Source organism: Aquimarina latercula DSM 2041 (assembly GCF_000430645.1).
Lineage (GTDB): Bacteria > Bacteroidota > Bacteroidia > Flavobacteriales > Flavobacteriaceae > Aquimarina > Aquimarina latercula.
In genome coordinates this window covers 1,150,071-1,169,442 of the sequence record NZ_KE387185.1, presented here as the reverse complement: position 1 = coordinate 1,169,442, position 19,372 = coordinate 1,150,071, and the positions used below count along the sequence as shown (strand labels likewise).

At 36.7% G+C, this 19,372-nt stretch carries 21 protein-coding genes; all 21 read left to right on the top strand.

Going from position 1 to position 19,372, the window contains the following annotated elements; genetic code table 11:
• Window positions 1-19: 19 nt before the first annotated feature.
• The 21 genes from H526_RS0123105 to H526_RS0123005 all read left to right on the top strand — a co-directional run bounded on the left by H526_RS0123105 (window position 20) and on the right by H526_RS0123005 (window position 19,372).
• A complete protein-coding gene (locus H526_RS0123105; protein WP_025740743.1) occupies window positions 20-238 on the top strand; it encodes an SHOCT domain-containing protein in 219 nt (72 codons plus the stop codon).
• Between the two features lie 16 nt (window positions 239-254).
• A complete protein-coding gene (locus H526_RS0123100; RefSeq protein WP_025740745.1) occupies window positions 255-533 on the top strand; it encodes a DUF5676 family membrane protein in 279 nt (92 codons plus the stop codon).
• A gap of 10 nt (window positions 534-543) precedes the next feature.
• Window positions 544-1,254, top strand: coding sequence for a lycopene cyclase domain-containing protein (locus H526_RS0123095; protein WP_025740747.1), 711 nt, complete (start codon window positions 544-546; stop codon window positions 1,252-1,254).
• Between the two features lie 11 nt (window positions 1,255-1,265).
• Window positions 1,266-1,784: a hypothetical protein gene (locus H526_RS31215; protein WP_152537361.1), complete on the top strand. Its 519-nt coding sequence runs from the start codon at window positions 1,266-1,268 to the stop codon at window positions 1,782-1,784.
• Window positions 1,785-1,812: 28 nt separating this feature from the next.
• Window positions 1,813-2,274 carry a universal stress protein gene (locus H526_RS0123085; protein ID WP_025740751.1) on the top strand — a complete coding sequence of 154 codons (462 nt, stop codon included), beginning with the start codon at window positions 1,813-1,815 and terminating at the stop codon, window positions 2,272-2,274.
• 33 nt (window positions 2,275-2,307) lie between these two features.
• Window positions 2,308-3,702: an NAD(P)/FAD-dependent oxidoreductase gene (locus tag H526_RS0123080; protein ID WP_025740753.1), complete on the top strand. Its 1,395-nt coding sequence runs from the start codon at window positions 2,308-2,310 to the stop codon at window positions 3,700-3,702.
• A 2-nt stretch (window positions 3,703-3,704) separates the two neighbouring features.
• Window positions 3,705-5,042: a Na+/H+ antiporter NhaA gene (nhaA, locus tag H526_RS0123075; protein WP_025740754.1), complete on the top strand. Its 1,338-nt coding sequence runs from the start codon at window positions 3,705-3,707 to the stop codon at window positions 5,040-5,042.
• On the top strand, window positions 5,039-6,052 hold the full coding sequence (locus H526_RS0123070; RefSeq protein ID WP_025740756.1) for a type II glyceraldehyde-3-phosphate dehydrogenase: 1,014 nt from the start codon (window positions 5,039-5,041) through the stop codon (window positions 6,050-6,052). The genes nhaA and H526_RS0123070 overlap by 4 nt, the downstream gene beginning before the upstream one ends.
• A gap of 10 nt (window positions 6,053-6,062) precedes the next feature.
• On the top strand, window positions 6,063-6,680 hold the full coding sequence (locus H526_RS0123065; protein ID WP_025740757.1) for a class I SAM-dependent methyltransferase: 618 nt from the start codon (window positions 6,063-6,065) through the stop codon (window positions 6,678-6,680).
• Window positions 6,681-6,707: 27 nt separating this feature from the next.
• Complete coding sequence (locus tag H526_RS0123060; protein ID WP_025740758.1) at window positions 6,708-7,769, top strand: class I fructose-bisphosphate aldolase; 1,062 nt, start codon at window positions 6,708-6,710, stop codon at window positions 7,767-7,769.
• 11 nt (window positions 7,770-7,780) lie between these two features.
• Entirely contained in the window at window positions 7,781-9,130 is a 1,350-nt protein-coding gene (locus H526_RS0123055) for a dicarboxylate/amino acid:cation symporter (RefSeq protein ID WP_025740760.1), read from the top strand.
• Window positions 9,131-9,136: 6 nt separating this feature from the next.
• Window positions 9,137-10,057 carry an alpha/beta fold hydrolase gene (locus H526_RS0123050; RefSeq protein WP_025740762.1) on the top strand — a complete coding sequence of 307 codons (921 nt, stop codon included), beginning with the start codon at window positions 9,137-9,139 and terminating at the stop codon, window positions 10,055-10,057.
• Window positions 10,044-11,033, top strand: a complete 990-nt coding sequence (locus tag H526_RS0123045; RefSeq protein ID WP_027395170.1) for a 6-phosphofructokinase — start codon at window positions 10,044-10,046, stop codon at window positions 11,031-11,033. The genes H526_RS0123050 and H526_RS0123045 overlap by 14 nt, the downstream gene beginning before the upstream one ends.
• A complete protein-coding gene (locus H526_RS0123040) occupies window positions 11,030-11,380 on the top strand; it encodes a phosphomannose isomerase type II C-terminal cupin domain (RefSeq protein WP_025740765.1) in 351 nt (116 codons plus the stop codon). The genes H526_RS0123045 and H526_RS0123040 overlap by 4 nt, the downstream gene beginning before the upstream one ends.
• Before the next feature lie 10 nt (window positions 11,381-11,390).
• A complete protein-coding gene (locus H526_RS0123035) occupies window positions 11,391-12,461 on the top strand; it encodes a glycoside hydrolase family 130 protein (protein WP_034228646.1) in 1,071 nt (356 codons plus the stop codon).
• On the top strand, window positions 12,458-14,776 hold the full coding sequence (locus H526_RS29925; RefSeq protein WP_025740768.1) for a glycosyltransferase: 2,319 nt from the start codon (window positions 12,458-12,460) through the stop codon (window positions 14,774-14,776). Before H526_RS0123035 ends, H526_RS29925 begins: the two co-directional genes overlap by 4 nt.
• Window positions 14,777-14,840: 64 nt before the next feature.
• On the top strand, window positions 14,841-16,109 hold the full coding sequence (locus H526_RS0123025) for an MgtC/SapB family protein (protein ID WP_025740770.1): 1,269 nt from the start codon (window positions 14,841-14,843) through the stop codon (window positions 16,107-16,109).
• Between the two features lie 11 nt (window positions 16,110-16,120).
• Window positions 16,121-17,116 (top strand): 2-hydroxyacid dehydrogenase, encoded by a 996-nt coding sequence (locus H526_RS0123020; RefSeq protein ID WP_025740772.1) that lies wholly within the window; start codon window positions 16,121-16,123, stop codon window positions 17,114-17,116.
• A gap of 24 nt (window positions 17,117-17,140) precedes the next feature.
• A complete protein-coding gene (locus tag H526_RS0123015; RefSeq protein ID WP_025740773.1) occupies window positions 17,141-17,971 on the top strand; it encodes a universal stress protein in 831 nt (276 codons plus the stop codon).
• Between the two features lie 14 nt (window positions 17,972-17,985).
• On the top strand, window positions 17,986-18,540 hold the full coding sequence (locus tag H526_RS29920; protein WP_025740774.1) for an ion channel: 555 nt from the start codon (window positions 17,986-17,988) through the stop codon (window positions 18,538-18,540).
• Complete coding sequence (locus tag H526_RS0123005; protein ID WP_025740776.1) at window positions 18,533-19,372, top strand: ATP cone domain-containing protein; 840 nt, start codon at window positions 18,533-18,535, stop codon at window positions 19,370-19,372. The genes H526_RS29920 and H526_RS0123005 overlap by 8 nt, the downstream gene beginning before the upstream one ends.

Below are 19,372 nucleotides of genomic sequence, written 5' to 3'. Positions count from 1 at the left end.
CAACTAAAAATTAAAGATTATGCATTTTTACGACGGACATTTTGGAGGCATGCACCTAATATGGTGGATTATATGGATAGCATTCATTGCTTGGATATTCTTTATCCCAGCAGACATCCCATATCAAAAAACAAAGAAAGACAGCCCATTGGATATTTTAAAAAAGCGTTTAGCAAAAGGTGAGATATCCAAGGAGGAATATGAAGAGTCAAAAAAGATTTTAAACGCTAACAACTAATTAAAAACTAGAAATTATGAATCGATTTAATGTAAAAAAACTAGGATTTGCCTTCGGTCTTACTGGTGCCTTAATTTATATAGGCTGTATGATTGTAATGGCAACGGCAGGTCAAGAAGGTACAATATCTTTTTTTAATAGCCTTTTACACGGGTTAGATACTACTAGTATTATAAGAATGGATGTACCACTATTGGAAGCGTTCTTTGGTATTGTACAAACATTTATTATAGGATGGCTTATTGGTGCTTGTATTGGAGCCTTTTACAATGCACAAATAAAAGTGAAAAAATAAAAAAGATAAGATGCAATACGTCTGGTTTATATGGTCACTTATAATTCTCGCTCTCTGGGCGGCAATCTATTTGTCAAAAAAAAGACATAGAAAAGAAATGCTCAAAATGAGCCTCATCACTATGCCTTTCGGGTTAACAGAGCCCTTATTTGTTCCAGAATATTGGTTTCCACCTTCGCTGTTCGATTTGACAGAAAAAACAGGTTTCGACATAGAGAGCCTTATTTTTTCTTTTGCTATTGGAGGGATTGGTGCGGTACTTTACAACCTTATTTTTAAGCGAAGCCTCGTTGAAATTCCGCATAGCGAGCGTGGTCAACAAAGACATCGATTGCATATTTATATTCTCTTTATACCAGCGCTTGTATTTCTTACACTTGCCCTATTTACTTCACTTAACCATATTTATTGTGGCATTATAGCCTTATTTATTGGTGGATTGGCAACACTCTATTGTCGCCCAGATTTGAAAGGAAAGATTTGGGTTGGGGGAATCTTGTTTACCATACTGTACTTCATTTATTTCGGAAGTATTCTTCCGTTTTATCCTCAATATGTGGAGCTGTACTGGAATCTCGACAACCTAACCCATATTCTTTTCTTGGGCATTCCAATAGAAGAATTGCTGTTCGCATTCACTTTTGGAATGTACTGGTCGGGATTATTTGAGCATTTGTATTGGCATAAACTAATAAGCATAAATAAAACTTATAATCAATAAAAATGAAACAAATGAAACAAAGATCATTCAAACAAAAGAACCAAAAAACTATAGTATTAACGGCAGAAAACCCAATCGGAAGAATATTAAAACTGTCCATTAGCATTCTAGTCCTACTAGTAGCCTTCTTAATATTTATTTCATGTTCCGACAAGAAAAAACAAAAGGCTGAAACAGCAACACTAACAGTCACAAAAACAAAACCCATTCAAACGAATTCAACTGTTTCTTCTCAAGTAACTTATGAAATCGTACCAAATGAAAAAGTCTGTATGGTAAACGACAGATTTATGGGTGTAAAACAAATACCTATAGATGTAGATGGAACAACTTACTTCGGGTGTTGTCAAGGTTGTGTTGAAAAATTACAGAAAAATATAGATGATGTCCGCTTCGGAAGTAATCCACTCAATGATAAAAAAGTAGATAAAGCTTCGGCAGTTATTGTTCAGGACAAAGGCAACGGAAGTGTTTTTTATTTCGCTTCTAAAGAAGATGCCCAAGATTTTATAAGTAAGAATAAAGCATAATAAACATAATTGATAAAACATTTAAATGATGAAAATAGTGTTAGCAATAGACGGTTCAGAATTTAGCAAAGCTGCTGTAGATGAACTCAATAAAATGACATTACCGTCATATACTGAAATCTACATTATAAATGTATATGAATATCCTAAAACAACCGGTTTGGGGTTGCATACTATGGGCGGAAGGACAGGAAATTACATAGAAGAAATTAGAAGTAACGCTCAAAAATTGGGAAACAAAATCGTTTCAGAAGCTTCCGATAAAATCAAAGCTGAAAACAAGGCACTCACCATAACCACAAATGTTGTTAGTGGACTGCCCAAAAGTGCCATTCTCGAAAAAGCTGAAGATTGGGATGCCGATTTAATCGTAGTTGGCTCTCAAGGGCAGGGAGCATTTTCACGCTTTCTATTAGGCTCTGTTTCCCAGTATTTGGCAACACACGCCAAATGTTCAGTAATGATTGTAAAAGACAAGGGCGTAAAGTAAACTATTGCCAACACCAATAATAAAAAAATAAATATGAATGTCAAACACGCAAATAATAGCACAAATAACTCTAGCTGCAAGGTAATGGATGATATCTGCCTTCCAGATTCTGATCTACCTCGCGTAGTTATCATTGGTGGTGGATTTGCTGGTCTGGCATTGATAGAAAAATTGAAACACAAAGAGGTACAAGTTGTGTTGTTCGATAAAAATAACTTCCATCAATTTCAACCCTTATTCTATCAAGTGGCAACAAGTGCCTTGGAACCTGACAGCATTGTTTTTCCATTTAGAAAACAATTTAAGGGCTATAAAAATGTAGTGTTCCGTTTGGCCGAAGTCGAGGAAATTCAACCCTCATCAAATACACTAATAACTTCAAAAGGAAAAGTTCACTTCGACTATTTGGTACTTGCAACTGGTACGACCACCAATTTTTTCGGAATGGATTCCGTAGCCCAGAACAGTTTGGGAATGAAGGATATTCGCGATTCCCTGAACATTCGTCATATGATGTTGCAAAACCTGGAACAAGCAGCCATTACCTGCGATGATGATGTACGGGATGCCCTAACAAATTTTGTTATCGTTGGAGGTGGTCCCGCTGGCGTAGAAATGGCAGGAGCTTTGGCTGAATTTTGCAAATACATTCTACCGAAGGATTATCCAGAGTACCCTTCTTCCATTATGAACATTTACTTAATAGAAGCTAATGAGGAGTTGTTAAGCACAATGTCAGACAAAGCATCATCAAAAACTTTAAAGTATTTGAAAGACTTGAATGTAAAAGTACTATTCAATGAGTCGGTAAGTGACTATGATGGCTCGCAGGTTACCACAAAAAATGGAAAGAAAATTTTAGCAAAAAACCTAATCTGGACAGCTGGCGTAAAAGGTCAATTCCCAAAAGGTGTAGAAGAAAAACACGTAGTAAAAGGCAACCGGATTAAAACCGATTCCTATTTAAAAGTAGAAGGTTTTGAAAACATTTTTGCCATAGGCGACATAGCGGCTATGATTACAGAAAACACACCAAAAGGGCATCCACAGGTGGCTCAAACAGCGATTCAACAAGGCAAATATCTTGGTGAATCCTTGTTGAGGCTTATGAAAAACAAACACATAGAACCTTTTCACTATAAAGATAAAGGTTCCTTGGCTACTGTAGGAAAGCGTAAGGCAGTCGCTGATTTGGGCAAATTCAAATTTGCAGGTTATTTCGCTTGGCTCTTATGGTCAATTGTACACTTATTATCCATAAGCGGATTTAGAAATAGATTGATGGTTGGTTTTAATTGGGCGGTAAGCTATTTCACTTATGAAAAGAGCAACCGCCTGATTATTAGAAATTTTAAGCCACAAACCGTTAGTCAACAAACAAAACTTAAAATAGATAATAAAGAAGAAGTTGAAAATATAACCCGATAATGTTGAAAACTAAAACATATAGTGGAATTCATAGTGTATTCAATGCTACCTCAAAAGGCTTGAACAACACAGGTATTGTACTTCTCATTGCGGTCATCATTGCAATGGTATGGGCCAATTCACCTTGGCAAGAAATCTACCGCGGTTTAATGAAAACTAACATCTCATTTACCATAGGCCGTTTTGAAATTACTGAACCGCTGTTACTTTGGATTAACGATGGGCTGATGGCATTGTTCTTCCTTCAAGTAGGACTAGAATTAAAAAGAGAAATATTGGGCGGAAAGCTTTCAACTCTTCAAAATGCTGTACTTCCTATTGGGGCTGCCGTAGGTGGCATGGTTTTTCCTGCCTTTATTTATTTTCTATTTAATACCACAGGTGAAGCTTCTCAAGGCTGGGGCATTCCTATGGCAACAGATATTGCATTTTCTTTGGGTGTATTGGCACTTTTTGGAAAGCGTTTACCCGTAGCTCTGCGCGTATTTTTGGTAACGCTTGCAATCGTTGATGACTTGGGAGGTGTCTTGGTGATAGCGCTCTTTTATACATCGGGCATTTCAACAATGGATTTGTTCCACGCACTACTTTTCTTCGGCTTATTGATAATTGGCAATTATGCAGGCGTCAGAAAAACTTGGTTTTATGCCATTATAGGGATAGGTGGTGTATGGTTGGCTTTCTTTTTCTCTGGAGTTCATCCTACTATTGCCGGTATACTGACAGCTATTGCTATTCCAGGACGTGTAAAAATTAAGGAAGATACTTTTCTAAAACGTTTAAGTACGCTTCATTCACGTTTTACGAAAATAAAACCAGTAAAAGGAGCACTCATTTCTAGTGAGCAACTCGAAATACTGGAAGAAATCAAGTCAACAAGTTCCCAAGCAGAAACACCTCTTCAAAAGCTAGAAAAAGCATTAAATCCTATTGTTAGCTTTTTAGTGCTGCCTCTTTTTGCGTTGGCAAATGCAGGGATTCACTTGCACGGTGAAGTTGGTCAGGTTTTACTCAATCCCATTAGTTTAGGTATTGGCGCAGGATTAGTTTTAGGAAAGTCCATTGGCATTGTATCAATTTCAAGGCTACTTGTGGCTTTAAAACTAGCCAAATTACCCGATGCAGTAAATTGGAATCAACTATATGGTGTCGCCTTTCTGGCAGGAATCGGATTCACAATGTCTTTGTTCATCAATGAATTGGCTTTTGTAAATGAAGAATTCATTTATACGGCAAAAATCGGCATTCTGTTTTCCTCTCTTATTGCAGGAATAATCGGTTCAATCATTTTAATTAAAAGTTCAAAAAAAATAATAACAAATAAAATAGTAAAACAATGAAAAAAATAGCAGTAATAGGATATGGTGTCATTGGTAAAAGGGTTGCTGATGCAATTGCACTACAGGATGATATGGAACTAACAGGTGTTTGCGATATCATAAGCGATTGGCGCATACAAAACGCCGTTAGAAAAGAGTATGATATCTACGCAGCCACTGAAGAAGCAGCTGATAAAATGAAGTCTGAAGGAATTTCAGTAAAAGGAAGTATGCAGGAACTTTTGAAAAAAGCTGATTTGGTAGTGGACTGTACGCCAAAAAACATAGCCGCTAAAAATGTAGAAATCTATAAAGCAAAAGGCATAAAATTTATTGTTCAAGGAGGCGAAAAACACAAAACCACAGGGCATTCCTTTAGTGCCGAAAATAATTATCAATCAGCTATAAACTTGGATGCTACAAGAGTTGTTTCTTGTAATACCACGTCTATTTTAAGAACCTTGACCGCTTTAAAAAGAGCTGATTTATTAGACTATGCAAGGGGAACACTTTTAAGAAGGGCTACAGACCCTTGGGAAAGTCATTTGGGCGGTATTATGAACACAATGGTTCCCGAAAGAGATATTCCCAGTCATCAAGGACCCGATGCCCAAACTGTTGATTCTGATTTAGATGTCGTCACTTCTGCAGTAAAAGTACCTGAAACCTTAAGCCATATGCACTATTGGAATGTGAAGTTGAAAAGACAAGCCACAAAAGAGGAAGTGCTTAACGCCCTTAAAACATCTAACCGTATTAAACTAATTCAATATGACCAAGGTCTAGTTTCAAACAATACCATTAAAGAAATGTTCTTGGATATGGGAAGACCGTGGGGCGATATGTACGAAGTGGCTCTTTGGGAAGATATGCTTAAAGTACAGGGAGACGAACTTTTTTATGCATACGTGGTCGATAACCAGGCCATTGTTATCCCTGAAACTATCGATGCTATTAGGGCACTTACAGGAATTGAAACAGATGGGGCTAAATCCATCTTGAAAACAAATCAAAGCTTATCTATTGCATAAAGAAATACGAATGTCCAACAATAGAAAAATAAAAAATCGCTACAACAGAATAGCCAAATATTTTGACTCATTAGAAAGACCAATGGGAACAAGTGGTTTTGCTAAATGGCGAAAGGAGATAGTGTCACAAGCAACTGGTAAAACCTTGGAGGTTGGCGTTGGAACGGGCAAAAACATTCCTTTTTATCCCGAAAATATTGACATAACTGCAATTGATTTTAGTAAAAAAATGCTTGAAAAAGCCAAAGCAAAGTATCAGAATAGTCCGCTCAAAATCAATTTCCTTGAAATGGATGTGCAAAATATGGACTTTGAAGATAACACTTTCGATACCGTGATTACAAGTTGTGTATTCTGTTCTGTTCCAGATCCTGTAAAAGGTTTAAAAGAGATTAAAAGAGTGCTAAAGCCAAATGGCCAGCTTATTATGTTGGAACACGTTAGAAGTAATGGTAAAGTGTTAGGCAAACTAATGGATTGGTTCAATTTCATACCACTAAATATTATGGGCGCTAACATTAATCGTAAAACCAAACAGAATTTAATAAAAGCTGGTTTCAACGATGTTAAGGTAACTGAACTATGGAAGGATATTGTAAAATACTTCTATGTGAAAAATGAAAATTAATATAAGGAAGCTATAAAAAATAGAATTATGAGTACATATGAAAACATAATACAAAACCTTGGTGAAAAAGCTGATTTCTACTTGAATCATATTTGTGAAAAAATAACAAAAGATGAATTGCAGACACCAAGTGATAAAAATCTTGATAAGGTTTTTACAAATAGTAACAGAAATCCACAGGTACTTAGAAGCCTTAACCAATTATACAACCACGGAAATCTTGGTGGCTCAGGCTACTTGAGCATCCTTCCTGTAGACCAAGGCATTGAGCATAGTGCTACTTTCTCATTCTATAAAAATCCGGATTATTTTGACCCGGAAAATATCATAAAACTCGCCATTGAGGCAGGTTGTAATGGTGTGGCTTCCACCTTTGGTGTTTTGGGACTGAATGCGCGAAAATATGCCCATAAAATACCTTTTATCGTAAAGATTAACCATAATGAGCTGCTTACCTATCCCAATAAATATGACCAAACGCTATTCGGAAAGGTAAAATCGGCTTGGGATATGGGAGCAATTGCCGTAGGAGCTACGATTTATTTTGGCTCACAGGAAAGTAACAAACAGCTTAAGGAAATAGCCGAAGCTTTTGAAGAAGCACATAATTTGGGAATGGCCACCATCCTATGGTGCTATACCCGAAATGAAGCTTTTAAAACTAAAAAAGAAGATTATCACGCAGCTGCTGATGTTACAGGGCAAGCAAATCATTTGGGTGTAACTATTCAAGCAGATATCATTAAGCAAAAGTTACCTGTAAACAACTTTGGTTTTAAAGAGATAGGCTTCGGAAAATATGATGATGATATGTATAAAACCCTCACTACCGACCACCCTATTGACCTGTGCAGATTACAAGTCGCAAATTGCTATATGGGTAAAATAGGACTGATAAATTCAGGAGGCGGTTCCAAAGGTGAATCGGATTTAACCGAAGCTATTACAACAGCAGTAGTTAATAAGCGTGCAGGAGGCTCAGGACTAATATTAGGAAGAAAGGCTTTCCAAAGGCCTTTTGGTGAAGGAGTAGAGCTATTGAGGTTGGTACAAAGTGTTTATTTGGATTCAAAAATTAATATTGCTTAACAAAACAAAAAATGTTTGATACGGAGATAAAATCACTTAAATCACTCAATCACTACCTTTTAAAACTGGTAGAAAGTCGTCTATGGCTAAAAGTTATCATTGCCCTATTCTTGGGTGTTGGATTTGGTCTGCTATTGAGTCCACAAAATGGCTGGATAACGAAAGAAACTGCAGATGTTCTAGGTAACTGGTTGGCATTACCTGGTGTCTTATTTCTAAAATTGGTACAGATGATTATGATTCCATTGATTGTGGCTTCCATCATCACAGGAATCGCCAGTAATGATAAGGATAGTCTAAAGAAATTAGGTGGTGGCGTATTATTATATTTTCTGGGCACTACCATAGTTTCGGTTAGTCTCGGAGTTATACTATCACAACTATTCAAACCTGGACGTTTTCTACATCAACAATCTTTAGTAGAACATAACGATGTAACCGCAACCAATAGTGAAAGTGCTGAACTATCCTTCGGAATCGAAACGATTCCAGATGCCATTTCTAACCTGCTTCCTGAAAATCCTCTGGCATCAATGGTAAGTGGTGAAATGTTAAGTATTGTGATTTTCACAATCATTATTGGTGTAGCTGTGCTATCTCTTGAAAATGCTTTACTGCGCCCAGTAAAGCTTCTTTTAAGTGCTATTCAGGAAGTCTGTATGACGGTGGTAAAATGGTCAATGCTTCTAGTGCCTATTGCCGTTTTTGGTCTTATGGCGCAGCTTACCTCTAGTGTTGGTTTGAGTTCTCTATCTGGTCTTACCTACTATGTAGTTGTTGTCCTGCTTGGTCTGTTGTTTTTGGTAATTTTCTATTTAGGGCTGATTGTTCTTCTGGGAAAAGCAAACCCTATGCATTTCCTTAAAAAAATAAGGGATGTTCAATTATTGGCTTTTTCAACCACAAGCTCTGCTGCTGTGATGCCACTTTCTCTTCAAACAGCCGAGGAAGAACTAAAAGTAGACAAGACTATTAGCAATTTTATCATTCCCATAGGCGCCACCGTCAATATGGATGGAACAGCACTCTATCAAACCATAACCACTCTATTCATAGCTCAAGCCTATGGATTGGAAATGAGTTTACTAAACATTATTGTGGTCATCGTTACCATCGTTGCTGCTTCCATTGGCACACCTGCAATTCCAGGAGGTGGTGTGGTGATACTCGCTTCTGTTTTGGGAAGTGTCGGTATACCAGCCGAAGGCATCATCATTATTATTGGTGTAGAAAGATTACTCGGAATGTTCAGGACTGCTGTAAACGTAACGGGTGACCTTACAGCTTGTATGGTTTTTAATAGGTTTTATGGGAAAGCCCCAGTCTTAATTAAGGATAAAACTGATGTTAACTTTAAATAACCAAATATGACATTACTTCTAATATCCATATTGTTCATTTTTCCTGTTGTCGCTATAGCAGGATATCAACATTATAAGATTGTTAAGCACCCAGATTATGATGCCAACAAAACACTCTTAAATTATGAAATAGTAGGTTCTGGAAGAAGTAAACTCGTTTTATTGCACGGTTTAACAGGCTCGCTGAATTATTGGAAACGCAATTTAGAAAGTATTTCAAATACACACACTTTGCTATTAATAGACCTTCTGGGTTTTGGTGATTCACCTAAACCACAAAATGATTATTCGCTTTCAGTTCAACTAAAAGCTTTAGAATTGGTTTTACAAAAAGAAGGATTCAATGATGGAAGAACGATTATAGGAGGGCATTCAATGGGTGCTATAATTTCAATGGCCCTATTGGAAAAACACTCAAATTGGTTCAAAGCAGGCATTTTTATTGGAATACCTGTTTATAAGGATGCAGATGAATTTAAGAAAGTTATGTCCTCACATTCCTTTGTGGATAGGATATCAACAAGCAAATTCTCTAAATACATCTGTATGATTCATCCCATTTTTATGTCGCGTGCATTTAAACCAGACAACCTCACGGATGATGTTTATGAAGATGCAAAAAAACATCATTGGCAGAGCTATTATTATTCGCTTACGAGGGTAATTCTAAAAACAGATTTATACAGGATTGCAAGAAAGATTAGAGATAGAAAAGTGCTTTTCATCCACGGAGCAAAAGACACTACCGCACCACTCAAGAATGCCATAGACTTGTCGAGGGTATTTACAAACGTAAAAACTGCTATCTCTACGGAGGGTGACCATCAGTTCTTTCTAAAAGAAGCAGAATTTGTATGGGATACAATTCAAGATTTTTCTGTTTCAGATAAAAAATTACAAAAAACAATATCAAATGAGCACAAATAAAATAAAACATATAGGTGTATTTACCTCTGGAGGTGATAGTCCGGGAATGAACGCTGCATTATACGCTATTACAAAATCTGCGGAAGTAAATGGTATAAAAGTAAGTGGTTTTCGAAAAGGATATGAAGGATTGATAGACGGTGACTTGGTTCAATTAAAGTCGCACGAATTACAAAAACTGACCCAAAAAGGAGGCACTATCCTAAAGACCGCAAGAAGCAAACGTTTTCTGGAATTGGAAGGTCGAAAAAAAGCCTTGCAAACCCTAAACGCAAACAAAATAGATGCGTTGATTGCCATTGGTGGTGATGGCACATTTAAAGGACTACTCGCTTTTTCAGAAATATGCAACATTCCGTTCATAGGCATTCCTGGCACTATAGATAATGATATCTCAGGTACGGATTATACCCTTGGTTTTGATTCCGCAGTAAACACAGCCATTGAAAATATTGATAAAATAAGGGATACTGCCGAATCTCACAATCGGGTATTTATTGTGGAAGTAATGGGACGGGATTCAGGTTACATCGGCATTCATTCAGGACTAATGGTTGGTGCGGATGCCATACTAATTCCAGAAAGCGATACGGACTTTATGTATCTATTGGATAAAGTAAAAAATTACGACAGTGAGGATGCTTTTCTAATCGTAGTTTCTGAAGGCGATGAAATAGGTGCCGAACTCGTTTCTTCAAAAATAAAGGAAGTCAATCCCAATGTCGATTTACGTATTACCAAGCTTGGCCACGTACAACGAGGTGGAAATCCTTCTGCTTTAGATAGAATGTTGGGCATTAGGCTCGGCGTTGCTGCTGTAAACGCCCTTTTACAAGGTAGAAGCAACGTAATGGCTGGTGTTTTAAACAATCAATTACACTTTACTTCTTTTGAAGAAGTGGTCAAACAGCATGAAGTAAATAAAGAGTTGAAAGAACTTTTAGAACTATTTGGTAAACAAAAACGAGAAAAATGAAAACATACACAGAGGAAAGACCTTGGGGAAACTTTGAACGCTTTACCCATAATGAAATAAGCACCGTAAAAATACTTACGGTCAATCCAAACGAAGAGCTAAGCCTACAGTTTCACCATAACAGGGAGGAATTCTGGAGAGTAATGGATGGAACGGGAAGTTTCGTAATTGGCGACAAAATAAAAGTTGGCCGGAAAGGGGACGATTTTTTTATCCCGAAGGAAACCGTACATCAAATAAAAACATCTGATTCTTCGGTAAGTATCCTTGAAATTTCTTTTGGAAATTTTGATGAAAACGATATTGTCAGGCTAAAGGACAAATACAACAGGGAAGACCCCAAATAAATATTACAATATGGAACATACACATCAAATTAATACCAGAATACCCATAGAGAAAAAAGGGATACTGCTCAGTCCCACTAAATTGAAATTTGAGAGCAATGGGGTTTTAAACCCTGGAATATTTCAAGAAGGTGAAGAGGTGCATATCTTTTACCGTGCGGTGGAAGATGGCAATTACTCCACCATTGGATATGCCAAAACCAATGAGCATTTAGATCTCATAGAAAGGAAATCAAGCCCGTTAATAACTCGTGATTTTGATTATGAAAAACATGGTGTGGAAGATGCTCGTATTGTTAAAATTGAAGATATCTATTATTTAACTTATACAGCTTATGACGGCATCAATGCCATGGGTGCTTTGGCAACTTCAAAAGACCTGAAACATTTTGAGAAAAAGGGGATAATCACACCGTTCATTACCTACAATGAATATAAATACCATTTGGAGCATTGTAATCAGGAAAGATTGAATCCTAAGTATTATTATTACTACAACTTGTTTGCACAAATTGGATTGGTAGATGAAAAACATAGGTATCTGAGGGATAAGGACATTGTCTTATTCCCAAAAAAAATCAATGGTAAATTTGTAATGCTCCACCGTATATGGCCAGGAATACAAATAGTACAGTTTGAAAAATGGGAAGACCTTACCAAAGAGTTTTGGGAAGATCATATAAAGAACCTTCATGATCATATCCTCATGGATCCCCTATTTGATTTTGAAGTGAATTATCTCGGTGCCGGATGCCCTCCCATACAAACAAAAGATGGTTGGCTGATGATATACCACGGAGTTTGTGAAACCCACGTTGGAAAGACCTATCACGCCGCCGCTGCATTACTGGATATTGATGACCCCTCAAAAGTAATTGGACGATTGCCCTATCCCCTATTTTCCCCGGTAGAGGAGTGGGAACTGAAAGGTGTAGTAAACCACGTGGTGTTCCCAACAGGTACGGCATTGTTCGGGGACGACCTCCATATCTATTATGGAGCGGCCGACAAGCATACGGCTGTAGCCAAAGTAAGCCTGAAAGCATTATTAAATGAATTAAAAAAAACAGCTATATCATGAAAAATCATAAAATTTTATTCGTTTGCTCATATCCTCCACGCGAGTGCGGAATTGCTACTTTTTCACAAGATTTAATTACATCCCTAAAAAAAGGCTTTGGTACTACAATGCAAATCGAGGTGTGTGCACTAGAAAATGAGTGCTGCGACGCTAATGATTATCCAGAAGAAGTTACATATAAAATAGATGCCCAAGAGTTAAGTTCCTTTTTCAAAGTAGCTAATAAGTTAAATGAAAGGGACGATATTGGGATGGTTTGTGTACAACACGAGTTTGGGCTGTTTGGAGGTGACTACGGTAGCCATTTAGTGGCTTTCCTTCTTAAGTTAGACATCCCAATCTCTTGTGTGTTTCATACGGTTCTTCCCAATCCTGATAAAAAAAGAACTAAAATAATGCAGGCGTTGGATGATCTTTCCGAGAAACTGATTGTACTCACAAACAAATCCGCAGAAATACTAGAAATTGATTATCATATTGATACTAACAAAATAGCTGTCATACCCCATGGCACCCATATTGTGCTGTGGAAAGAAAAACAACGTCTTAAAAATAAATATGGCTTTCAAAATAAAAATGTGCTATCTACATTTGGTTTATTAAGTGAGAATAAAAATATAGAAACAGCACTCCGTGCATTGCCAAAAATACTCCAAAAATTCCCTAACACAGTTTATCTGGTTTTAGGCAAAACACATCCTGAAATACTAAAGAGAGAAGGCGAAACATATAGAGATACGCTTTTAAAAATAGTCGATAACTTGGGCATTAAGGACCATGTCATTTTTATAAACGAATATTTGGAACTTACCAGGTTGCTGGAATACCTATCCTTATCCGATGTTTACTTATTTTCATCTAAAGACCCCAACCAGGCCGTTAGTGGTACTTTTGCTTACGCCATGAGTTGCGGAAACCCGGTTATATCCACACCTATTCCCCATTCCAAAGAATGTCTTGATCCCAGTACTGGTATTCTATTGAATGATTTTGAAGATCCCATAGAAATTAGTAACGCTGTTATCGATTTGCTGGAACAACCGCTAATAGCAACATCCATGGGAAAAAACGCCTTTCTTAAAATGCGTGCTTTTAGTTGGGAAAATGTAGCCATTTCCTATTCCGATATTTTTCAGGATTATTTGCAACACAATGATTCTTTGGATTTTAGTTTGCCACCCATAAAAACAGACCATATTGAAGACATGACTACTGACTTTGGGATGCTTCAATTTTCAAATTTTAGTGTCCCGGACACGTCTTTTGGTTATACGCTTGATGATAATGCGAGGGCGCTAATAGCAATGCTTATGTATTATAAGCAAAAAAGAACGGACAAAGTCCTGCGACTCATTGAAATTTATATGGATTTCATTGTGTTTTGCCAACAGGACGATGGACTGTTCTATAATTATGTGGATTTTGAAGGGCAATTTACTGTTCAGAATACCGAAGTGAACCTGGAAGATTCCAATGGCAGAGCCATTTGGGCGCTTGGCTATGTGTTGTCTGATACGGAAAACCTACCAAAAAGTTTAGTAGCCAAAGCAGAAAACTGTTTTAAGAACGTCATACAAAATGTAGCAGATTTTAATTCCCCACGAGCCATTAGCTTTATATTAAAAGGACTTTATTATTATCAAGAAAATGAGCCTAAAACCCAATATAATCAGTTAGCAGATACATTGGCCGAAGAGCTCTTGCGCATTTTTAATATTACCAGTGATAAAAAATGGGAATGGTTTGAAGATTACCTGACCTATGCCAATAGTATATTACCAGAAGCACTTTTATATGCGTGGCTTATCACAAAAAATAAAAAATACAAGGACGTTGCCGAAACTACTTTTGACTTTTTATTGTCACAATATTTTATGAAAGGACAAATTAAAGTCATTTCTAATGACGGATGGTTTCACAAAAGAAACAAACGTACCTTTCATGGTGAACAACCCATTGAGGTGGCTTATACCATTCTTTCATTGGACCTGTTTTATAGAGTTACCCATAAAAAGAAATACGCCAAACAGCTTCATACCGCATTTAGTTGGTTTTTAGGCAATAACCATCTCAAACAAATTATGTACAATCCTGTTAATGGCGCTTGTTATGATGGTCTCGAAGAAGATAATATTAATATAAATCAAGGTGCAGAATCCAGTTTGTGCTACTTAATGGCGCGTTTAGTTGTTGAGAATTACCCTTTGGAGGTGGGTCTTAAAGAAACTAAATCAGATTTAAAGTTAAAAGAAGGAATTGGTTTTAAGACATTGTCAAAGATATCGTCCAAGAAAAGCACATCGGTCAAAGTTTAAAAATAACAAGAAATGTATCAAACAGTTAGCGATTTTAACCCTACCAAGCAATAAAAAAGTAGTCATGACAGAGGCCTTTAAAAATATCAACCCTTTTATCATTGGATTACTCATTAGTATGGGTATAGGTCTGATCCTTGGATTGGAACGTGAGTACGACAAGTTGAAAGAGGAAGAAGGTTTTGCAGGCATAAGAACCTTCCCAATTGTGGCAATCATCGGTTTTATATTAGGAAACCTTACCACAGCTTACACACCTTGGTTGGTCATTATTATTGGGGCAGCATTTCTCTTGTTTTTGGCTTTGAGTCATCTTTCTATCGTGCAAAAACACCTAATGACGGGGATAACAACCAATATGGCATTGTTCGCTACGTTAATTTTAGGTGTTATGGTTGCTAATCATTTGCATAAAGAAGCAGTTGCCACCGCAGTTATAGTGGTTACTCTGTTATCGTTAAAAACCACCTTCAATACATTCATAAAGAATATTACTTCAGAAGAGCTTTTTGCCTTTATAAAGTTTTCAATTATCGCGCTTCTTATTTTGCCTTTCTTACCAAATCAAGACTATGGACCCGAAGGTTTATTAAACCCTTTTGAGATTGGAGCAATTATAGTGATTGTCTCTTTTCTGAACTTTATCGGCTACTTTCTTGTAAAATATGTAGGTTCTAAACGTGGTATTTTGCTCACCGCGATTTTAGGCGGATTGATTTCAAGTACTGCTGTAGCTTGGATATATGCTTCCCGAAGTAAGGAATCGCCAGAACTTTCAAAAGAATATGCTGCCGGTATCATTATAGCTTCTGCCATAATGTTTCCCAGACTCGCTATTCTGGCCTATATTTTCAATAGTGCCATACTTTCCTATTTAGTTATTCCATTTACCATTCTTACCCTTATCTGTTTGGTAAGTGCACTCTTATTCATCAAAAAGAATACAGATGTCCCAAAAACAGCTATCAACCTTGGCAATCCTCTCAATATTTGGAACGCCCTTGGGTTTGGTGGTATTTATGTGATTATCCTGTTTGCCGTTTTTTATGGAAATCAATTTTTTGGCGAAAGCGGTTTATACTATTCGGCACTCATTGCGGGATTGGCAGACACCGATGCAATAACTATTAGTATGGCAAAATTTGGGTCTTTGGAAGAAAAACTCGCACTGGCAACCAATGTCATTATAACAGCCACCATAAGTAATATGATTGTAAAACTTGGGATTACCTATTTCAAAGGCTCTAAAAAAACGGGGAAACTCGTGATGCTAATTTTTGGAACTGTTATCCTTGTCGGGATAGTCTACATTTTAATACAATTAGGAATTTAAAAATGAAAATAATGAAAACAACCATATTCAGTACACATAAATTTGAAGAACCTTATTTGATAAAGGCAAATAATAGTAGACACGAATTAAAACTATTGGAAAGCCGTTTGACCAAAGAAACAGCTATTCTCGCAACAGGCTCTGAAGCCGTTAGCCTATTTACAGGTGATGATGCCTCGGCGCATATCGTTGAAAAATTAAGTGCGATTGGTGTTAAGTATATCGCCCTACGTTCAGCAGGGTTCAATCACGTTGATTTAGAAAAAGTAGCTGAAATGAATATGAAAGTGGCTCGTGTTCCTGCTTATTCGCCATACGCTATTGCAGAACACACTCTGGCACTCATCTTAGCCCTAAACCGAAAAATAATTAGAGCACACAATAGAGTTAGAGAACAAAATTTCTCACTGAACGGACTCACAGGATTCGACCTAAATGGTAAAACAGTAGGTGTTATTGGAACAGGAAAAATAGGTGCAGTACTTGTAAAAATACTTCATGGTTTGGGTTGTAAGATATTAGCTCAAGATGTTGCTGAAGATAAGAATCTGATAGATTTATATGATGTCATTTATACCAACTGTACCACTATCTGCAAGCAAGCAGATATAATTAGCCTGCACGTTCCATTGACACCATCAACTCAGCACTTAATAGATAAAGAACATATCGCTTTAATGAAAGAAGGAGTTATGCTCATTAACACAAGCCGAGGTGGTCTTGTGGACACCAAGGCGGTTATTGAAGGATTAAAATCTGGTAAGATTGGGTATTTCGGCATCGATGTGTATGAGGAGGAAGAAGGATTGTTTTTTGAAGACCATTCCGAAGATATATTACAAGACGATGTCATTGCTCGGTTAATGACATTCCCCAATGTTTTGATTACTAGCCACCAGGCTTTCTTAACCGAAACAGCACTAACAAATATTGCAGAAACGACAATATATAATTTGGGTTGTTTTGACAAAGAAATCCCCTCTGGAAATGAAATATCTGTCAATTAATTTAAATAATTAAAACATAAAAAAATGAAAAATATACTAGTACCCACCGATTTCTCTGAAAACTGTGTAAAAGCTGCAAATCTTGGCATCAAAATAGCTAAACGTTACGATGCAGAGATACATTTTTTGCATTTAATGAAAACACCTGTGGACTGGGTTAAATTGGATAAACAAAAAGAAAAGCGATATCCAGAAACATTAAAGAAAATAGGAATTGCCAAGTCCGCTCTAAGAGAATTGGATAAAAAGGCAGAACGTAGTGGACTTAAATGTCGCACTTTTCTTCAATATGATGCTGGACAAGGAGATATTTTAGAACATTCTGGTCATTTTCATCACGATTTCATCATTACCGGCAGTAGCGGAACCAAAGGCGTTATCAGGGAAATAACAGGTAGTAACGTAGAAGAAATCGTTCGAAAAGCAAATGCGCCAGTAATTGTGGTAAAAGATGAAGATGTAACATTCCCGTTCAAAAATATTGTATTTGTTTCAGATTTCGAGGAAGATATAAGTGAGGCTTTTAGTCAGGTAATATCTATTGCAAAAAAATGTGATGCTCGCATTCATTTATTACGAATAAATACCAAGACAGATTTTAACAGCATAAAACTTGGTTTAAATCCTATAGAACAGCTATTGGGCAAGTACCCAGAATTAAATGACTACTCAATGGCAGTTTATAATGAGCCCTCTGTAGAAGCTGGCATTAATACTTTTATAAAGCAAAATCCAATAGACTTAATAGCAATGGTCACTCATGGCAAGACTGGTTTTTTAAGCTTGTTTTCCAAGAGTATTGTTGAAGGTGTCACCAATCATTCAACGTTACCTGTAATGACCATACATCTTTAAAAAAACATATTCATATGTCTGATAGATTAAATAAAATTCGAGAAAAATCATTCTTCAAATTACTCTTTGGAAGAACCGCATTACCTGCATTTATAATCTTTGGGATAGCTCTTGTTTATGTTTTATTAATGTCACTAATCGATCATAGTTCTTTTCCATTTCATATAATTATTGCAACGGCAGCATTTATAAAAACTATAGTAATTACAGTGACCACCCTAAAACAACTTTCAAAACTGATAGATATTTGCCATTCAGTAAAGCAGTTACTATGGGTTTTTGGGGCGATAGTATTTATTAGTATTTTTTCATTTGCAACTGATTACACCTGTCTTTACCAATTCGATCATACGACATTTGAAGGAATTGCTGTTCATTCAAATTCATACATATATAATCTGTACCACTTTTTTTACTTCAGTGTAATTACCTTTTCAACTGTTGGATATGGCGATATTACCCCAGTTTCCGAAGTAGCGAGATTTGTTGTTATGCTCGAAATATTTTTAAGCTTTTTATTAATCGTTTTTGCTTTGGCAAATATCAAAAAAATACACCTTAATGAATGATATAAATATTATAAAAGCAAGTGGAGAAGAAGTCCCTTTTCAAATCGAAAAATTGATAAGTTCGTTGCAAAGAGCAGGCGCTGATAGAGTGATAATTGATCAAATAGTAGAAAATATTGAAGGCACAATTTATAATGGAATTACCACAAAAAAAATCTATCAGAAGGCATTTAAAATGCTCAAGGGTAAATCTCGTGTAAGTGCTTCAAAATACAAACTCAAAAAGGCGATTATGGAATTAGGACCATCAGGATTTCCTTTTGAAAAATTTATTGGTAAGATTTTAGAGATGGAAGGCTTTAGCGCAAATGTAGGAGTTATTGTTCAAGGTAACTGTGTAAAGCACGAAGTTGATGTTATCGCCCAAAAAGAAGACAAACACTATATGATTGAATGCAAATACCACAGCGACCAAGGCAGGTTTTGCAATGTAAAAATCCCATTGTATATCCATTCACGGTTTTTGGACGTGGAAAAGCAATGGGAACACCAAAAAGGTCACGAGGCTAAACTTCATAAAGGAGGGGTTTACACTAATACCCGGTTCACAACAGATGCCATTCAGTACGGGAAATGTGCTGGAATGCTTATGACCAGTTGGGATTATCCAAAAGGAAATGGTCTCAAGGACAGAATAGATAAATCGGGGCTTCATCCCTTAACCGCTTTAACAACACTTAGCAAAGCTGAAAAAACAAAACTACTGGACAAAGGCATTGTACTGTGTAAAGAGCTTCACGAAAAACCTGCATTATTAGAGGAGACAGGAATTGATAAAACACGACATAAAAAGATTTTAGAAGATTCGGAAGCGTTGTGCACAATACATTAA

Coding starts and splice junctions, on each gene's coding strand:
- H526_RS0123050 (WP_025740762.1), top strand. CDS start 9,137: ATGACATTACTTCTAATATCCATATTGTTCATTTTTCCTGTTGTCGCT.
- H526_RS0123020 (WP_025740772.1), top strand. CDS start 16,121: ATGAAAACAACCATATTCAGTACACATAAATTTGAAGAACCTTATTTG.
- H526_RS0123095 (WP_025740747.1), top strand. CDS start 544: ATGCAATACGTCTGGTTTATATGGTCACTTATAATTCTCGCTCTCTGG.
- H526_RS0123025 (WP_025740770.1), top strand. CDS start 14,841: ATGACAGAGGCCTTTAAAAATATCAACCCTTTTATCATTGGATTACTC.
- H526_RS0123060 (WP_025740758.1), top strand. CDS start 6,708: ATGAGTACATATGAAAACATAATACAAAACCTTGGTGAAAAAGCTGAT.
- H526_RS0123005 (WP_025740776.1), top strand. CDS start 18,533: ATGAATGATATAAATATTATAAAAGCAAGTGGAGAAGAAGTCCCTTTT.
- H526_RS0123105 (WP_025740743.1), top strand. CDS start 20: ATGCATTTTTACGACGGACATTTTGGAGGCATGCACCTAATATGGTGG.
- H526_RS29925 (WP_025740768.1), top strand. CDS start 12,458: ATGAAAAATCATAAAATTTTATTCGTTTGCTCATATCCTCCACGCGAG.
- H526_RS0123055 (WP_025740760.1), top strand. CDS start 7,781: ATGTTTGATACGGAGATAAAATCACTTAAATCACTCAATCACTACCTT.
- H526_RS0123100 (WP_025740745.1), top strand. CDS start 255: ATGAATCGATTTAATGTAAAAAAACTAGGATTTGCCTTCGGTCTTACT.
- H526_RS0123085 (WP_025740751.1), top strand. CDS start 1,813: ATGAAAATAGTGTTAGCAATAGACGGTTCAGAATTTAGCAAAGCTGCT.
- H526_RS0123040 (WP_025740765.1), top strand. CDS start 11,030: ATGAAAACATACACAGAGGAAAGACCTTGGGGAAACTTTGAACGCTTT.
- H526_RS0123070 (WP_025740756.1), top strand. CDS start 5,039: ATGAAAAAAATAGCAGTAATAGGATATGGTGTCATTGGTAAAAGGGTT.
- H526_RS29920 (WP_025740774.1), top strand. CDS start 17,986: ATGTCTGATAGATTAAATAAAATTCGAGAAAAATCATTCTTCAAATTA.
- H526_RS0123035 (WP_034228646.1), top strand. CDS start 11,391: ATGGAACATACACATCAAATTAATACCAGAATACCCATAGAGAAAAAA.
- H526_RS0123080 (WP_025740753.1), top strand. CDS start 2,308: ATGAATGTCAAACACGCAAATAATAGCACAAATAACTCTAGCTGCAAG.
- H526_RS0123065 (WP_025740757.1), top strand. CDS start 6,063: ATGTCCAACAATAGAAAAATAAAAAATCGCTACAACAGAATAGCCAAA.
- H526_RS31215 (WP_152537361.1), top strand. CDS start 1,266: ATGAAACAAAGATCATTCAAACAAAAGAACCAAAAAACTATAGTATTA.
- H526_RS0123045 (WP_027395170.1), top strand. CDS start 10,044: ATGAGCACAAATAAAATAAAACATATAGGTGTATTTACCTCTGGAGGT.
- H526_RS0123015 (WP_025740773.1), top strand. CDS start 17,141: ATGAAAAATATACTAGTACCCACCGATTTCTCTGAAAACTGTGTAAAA.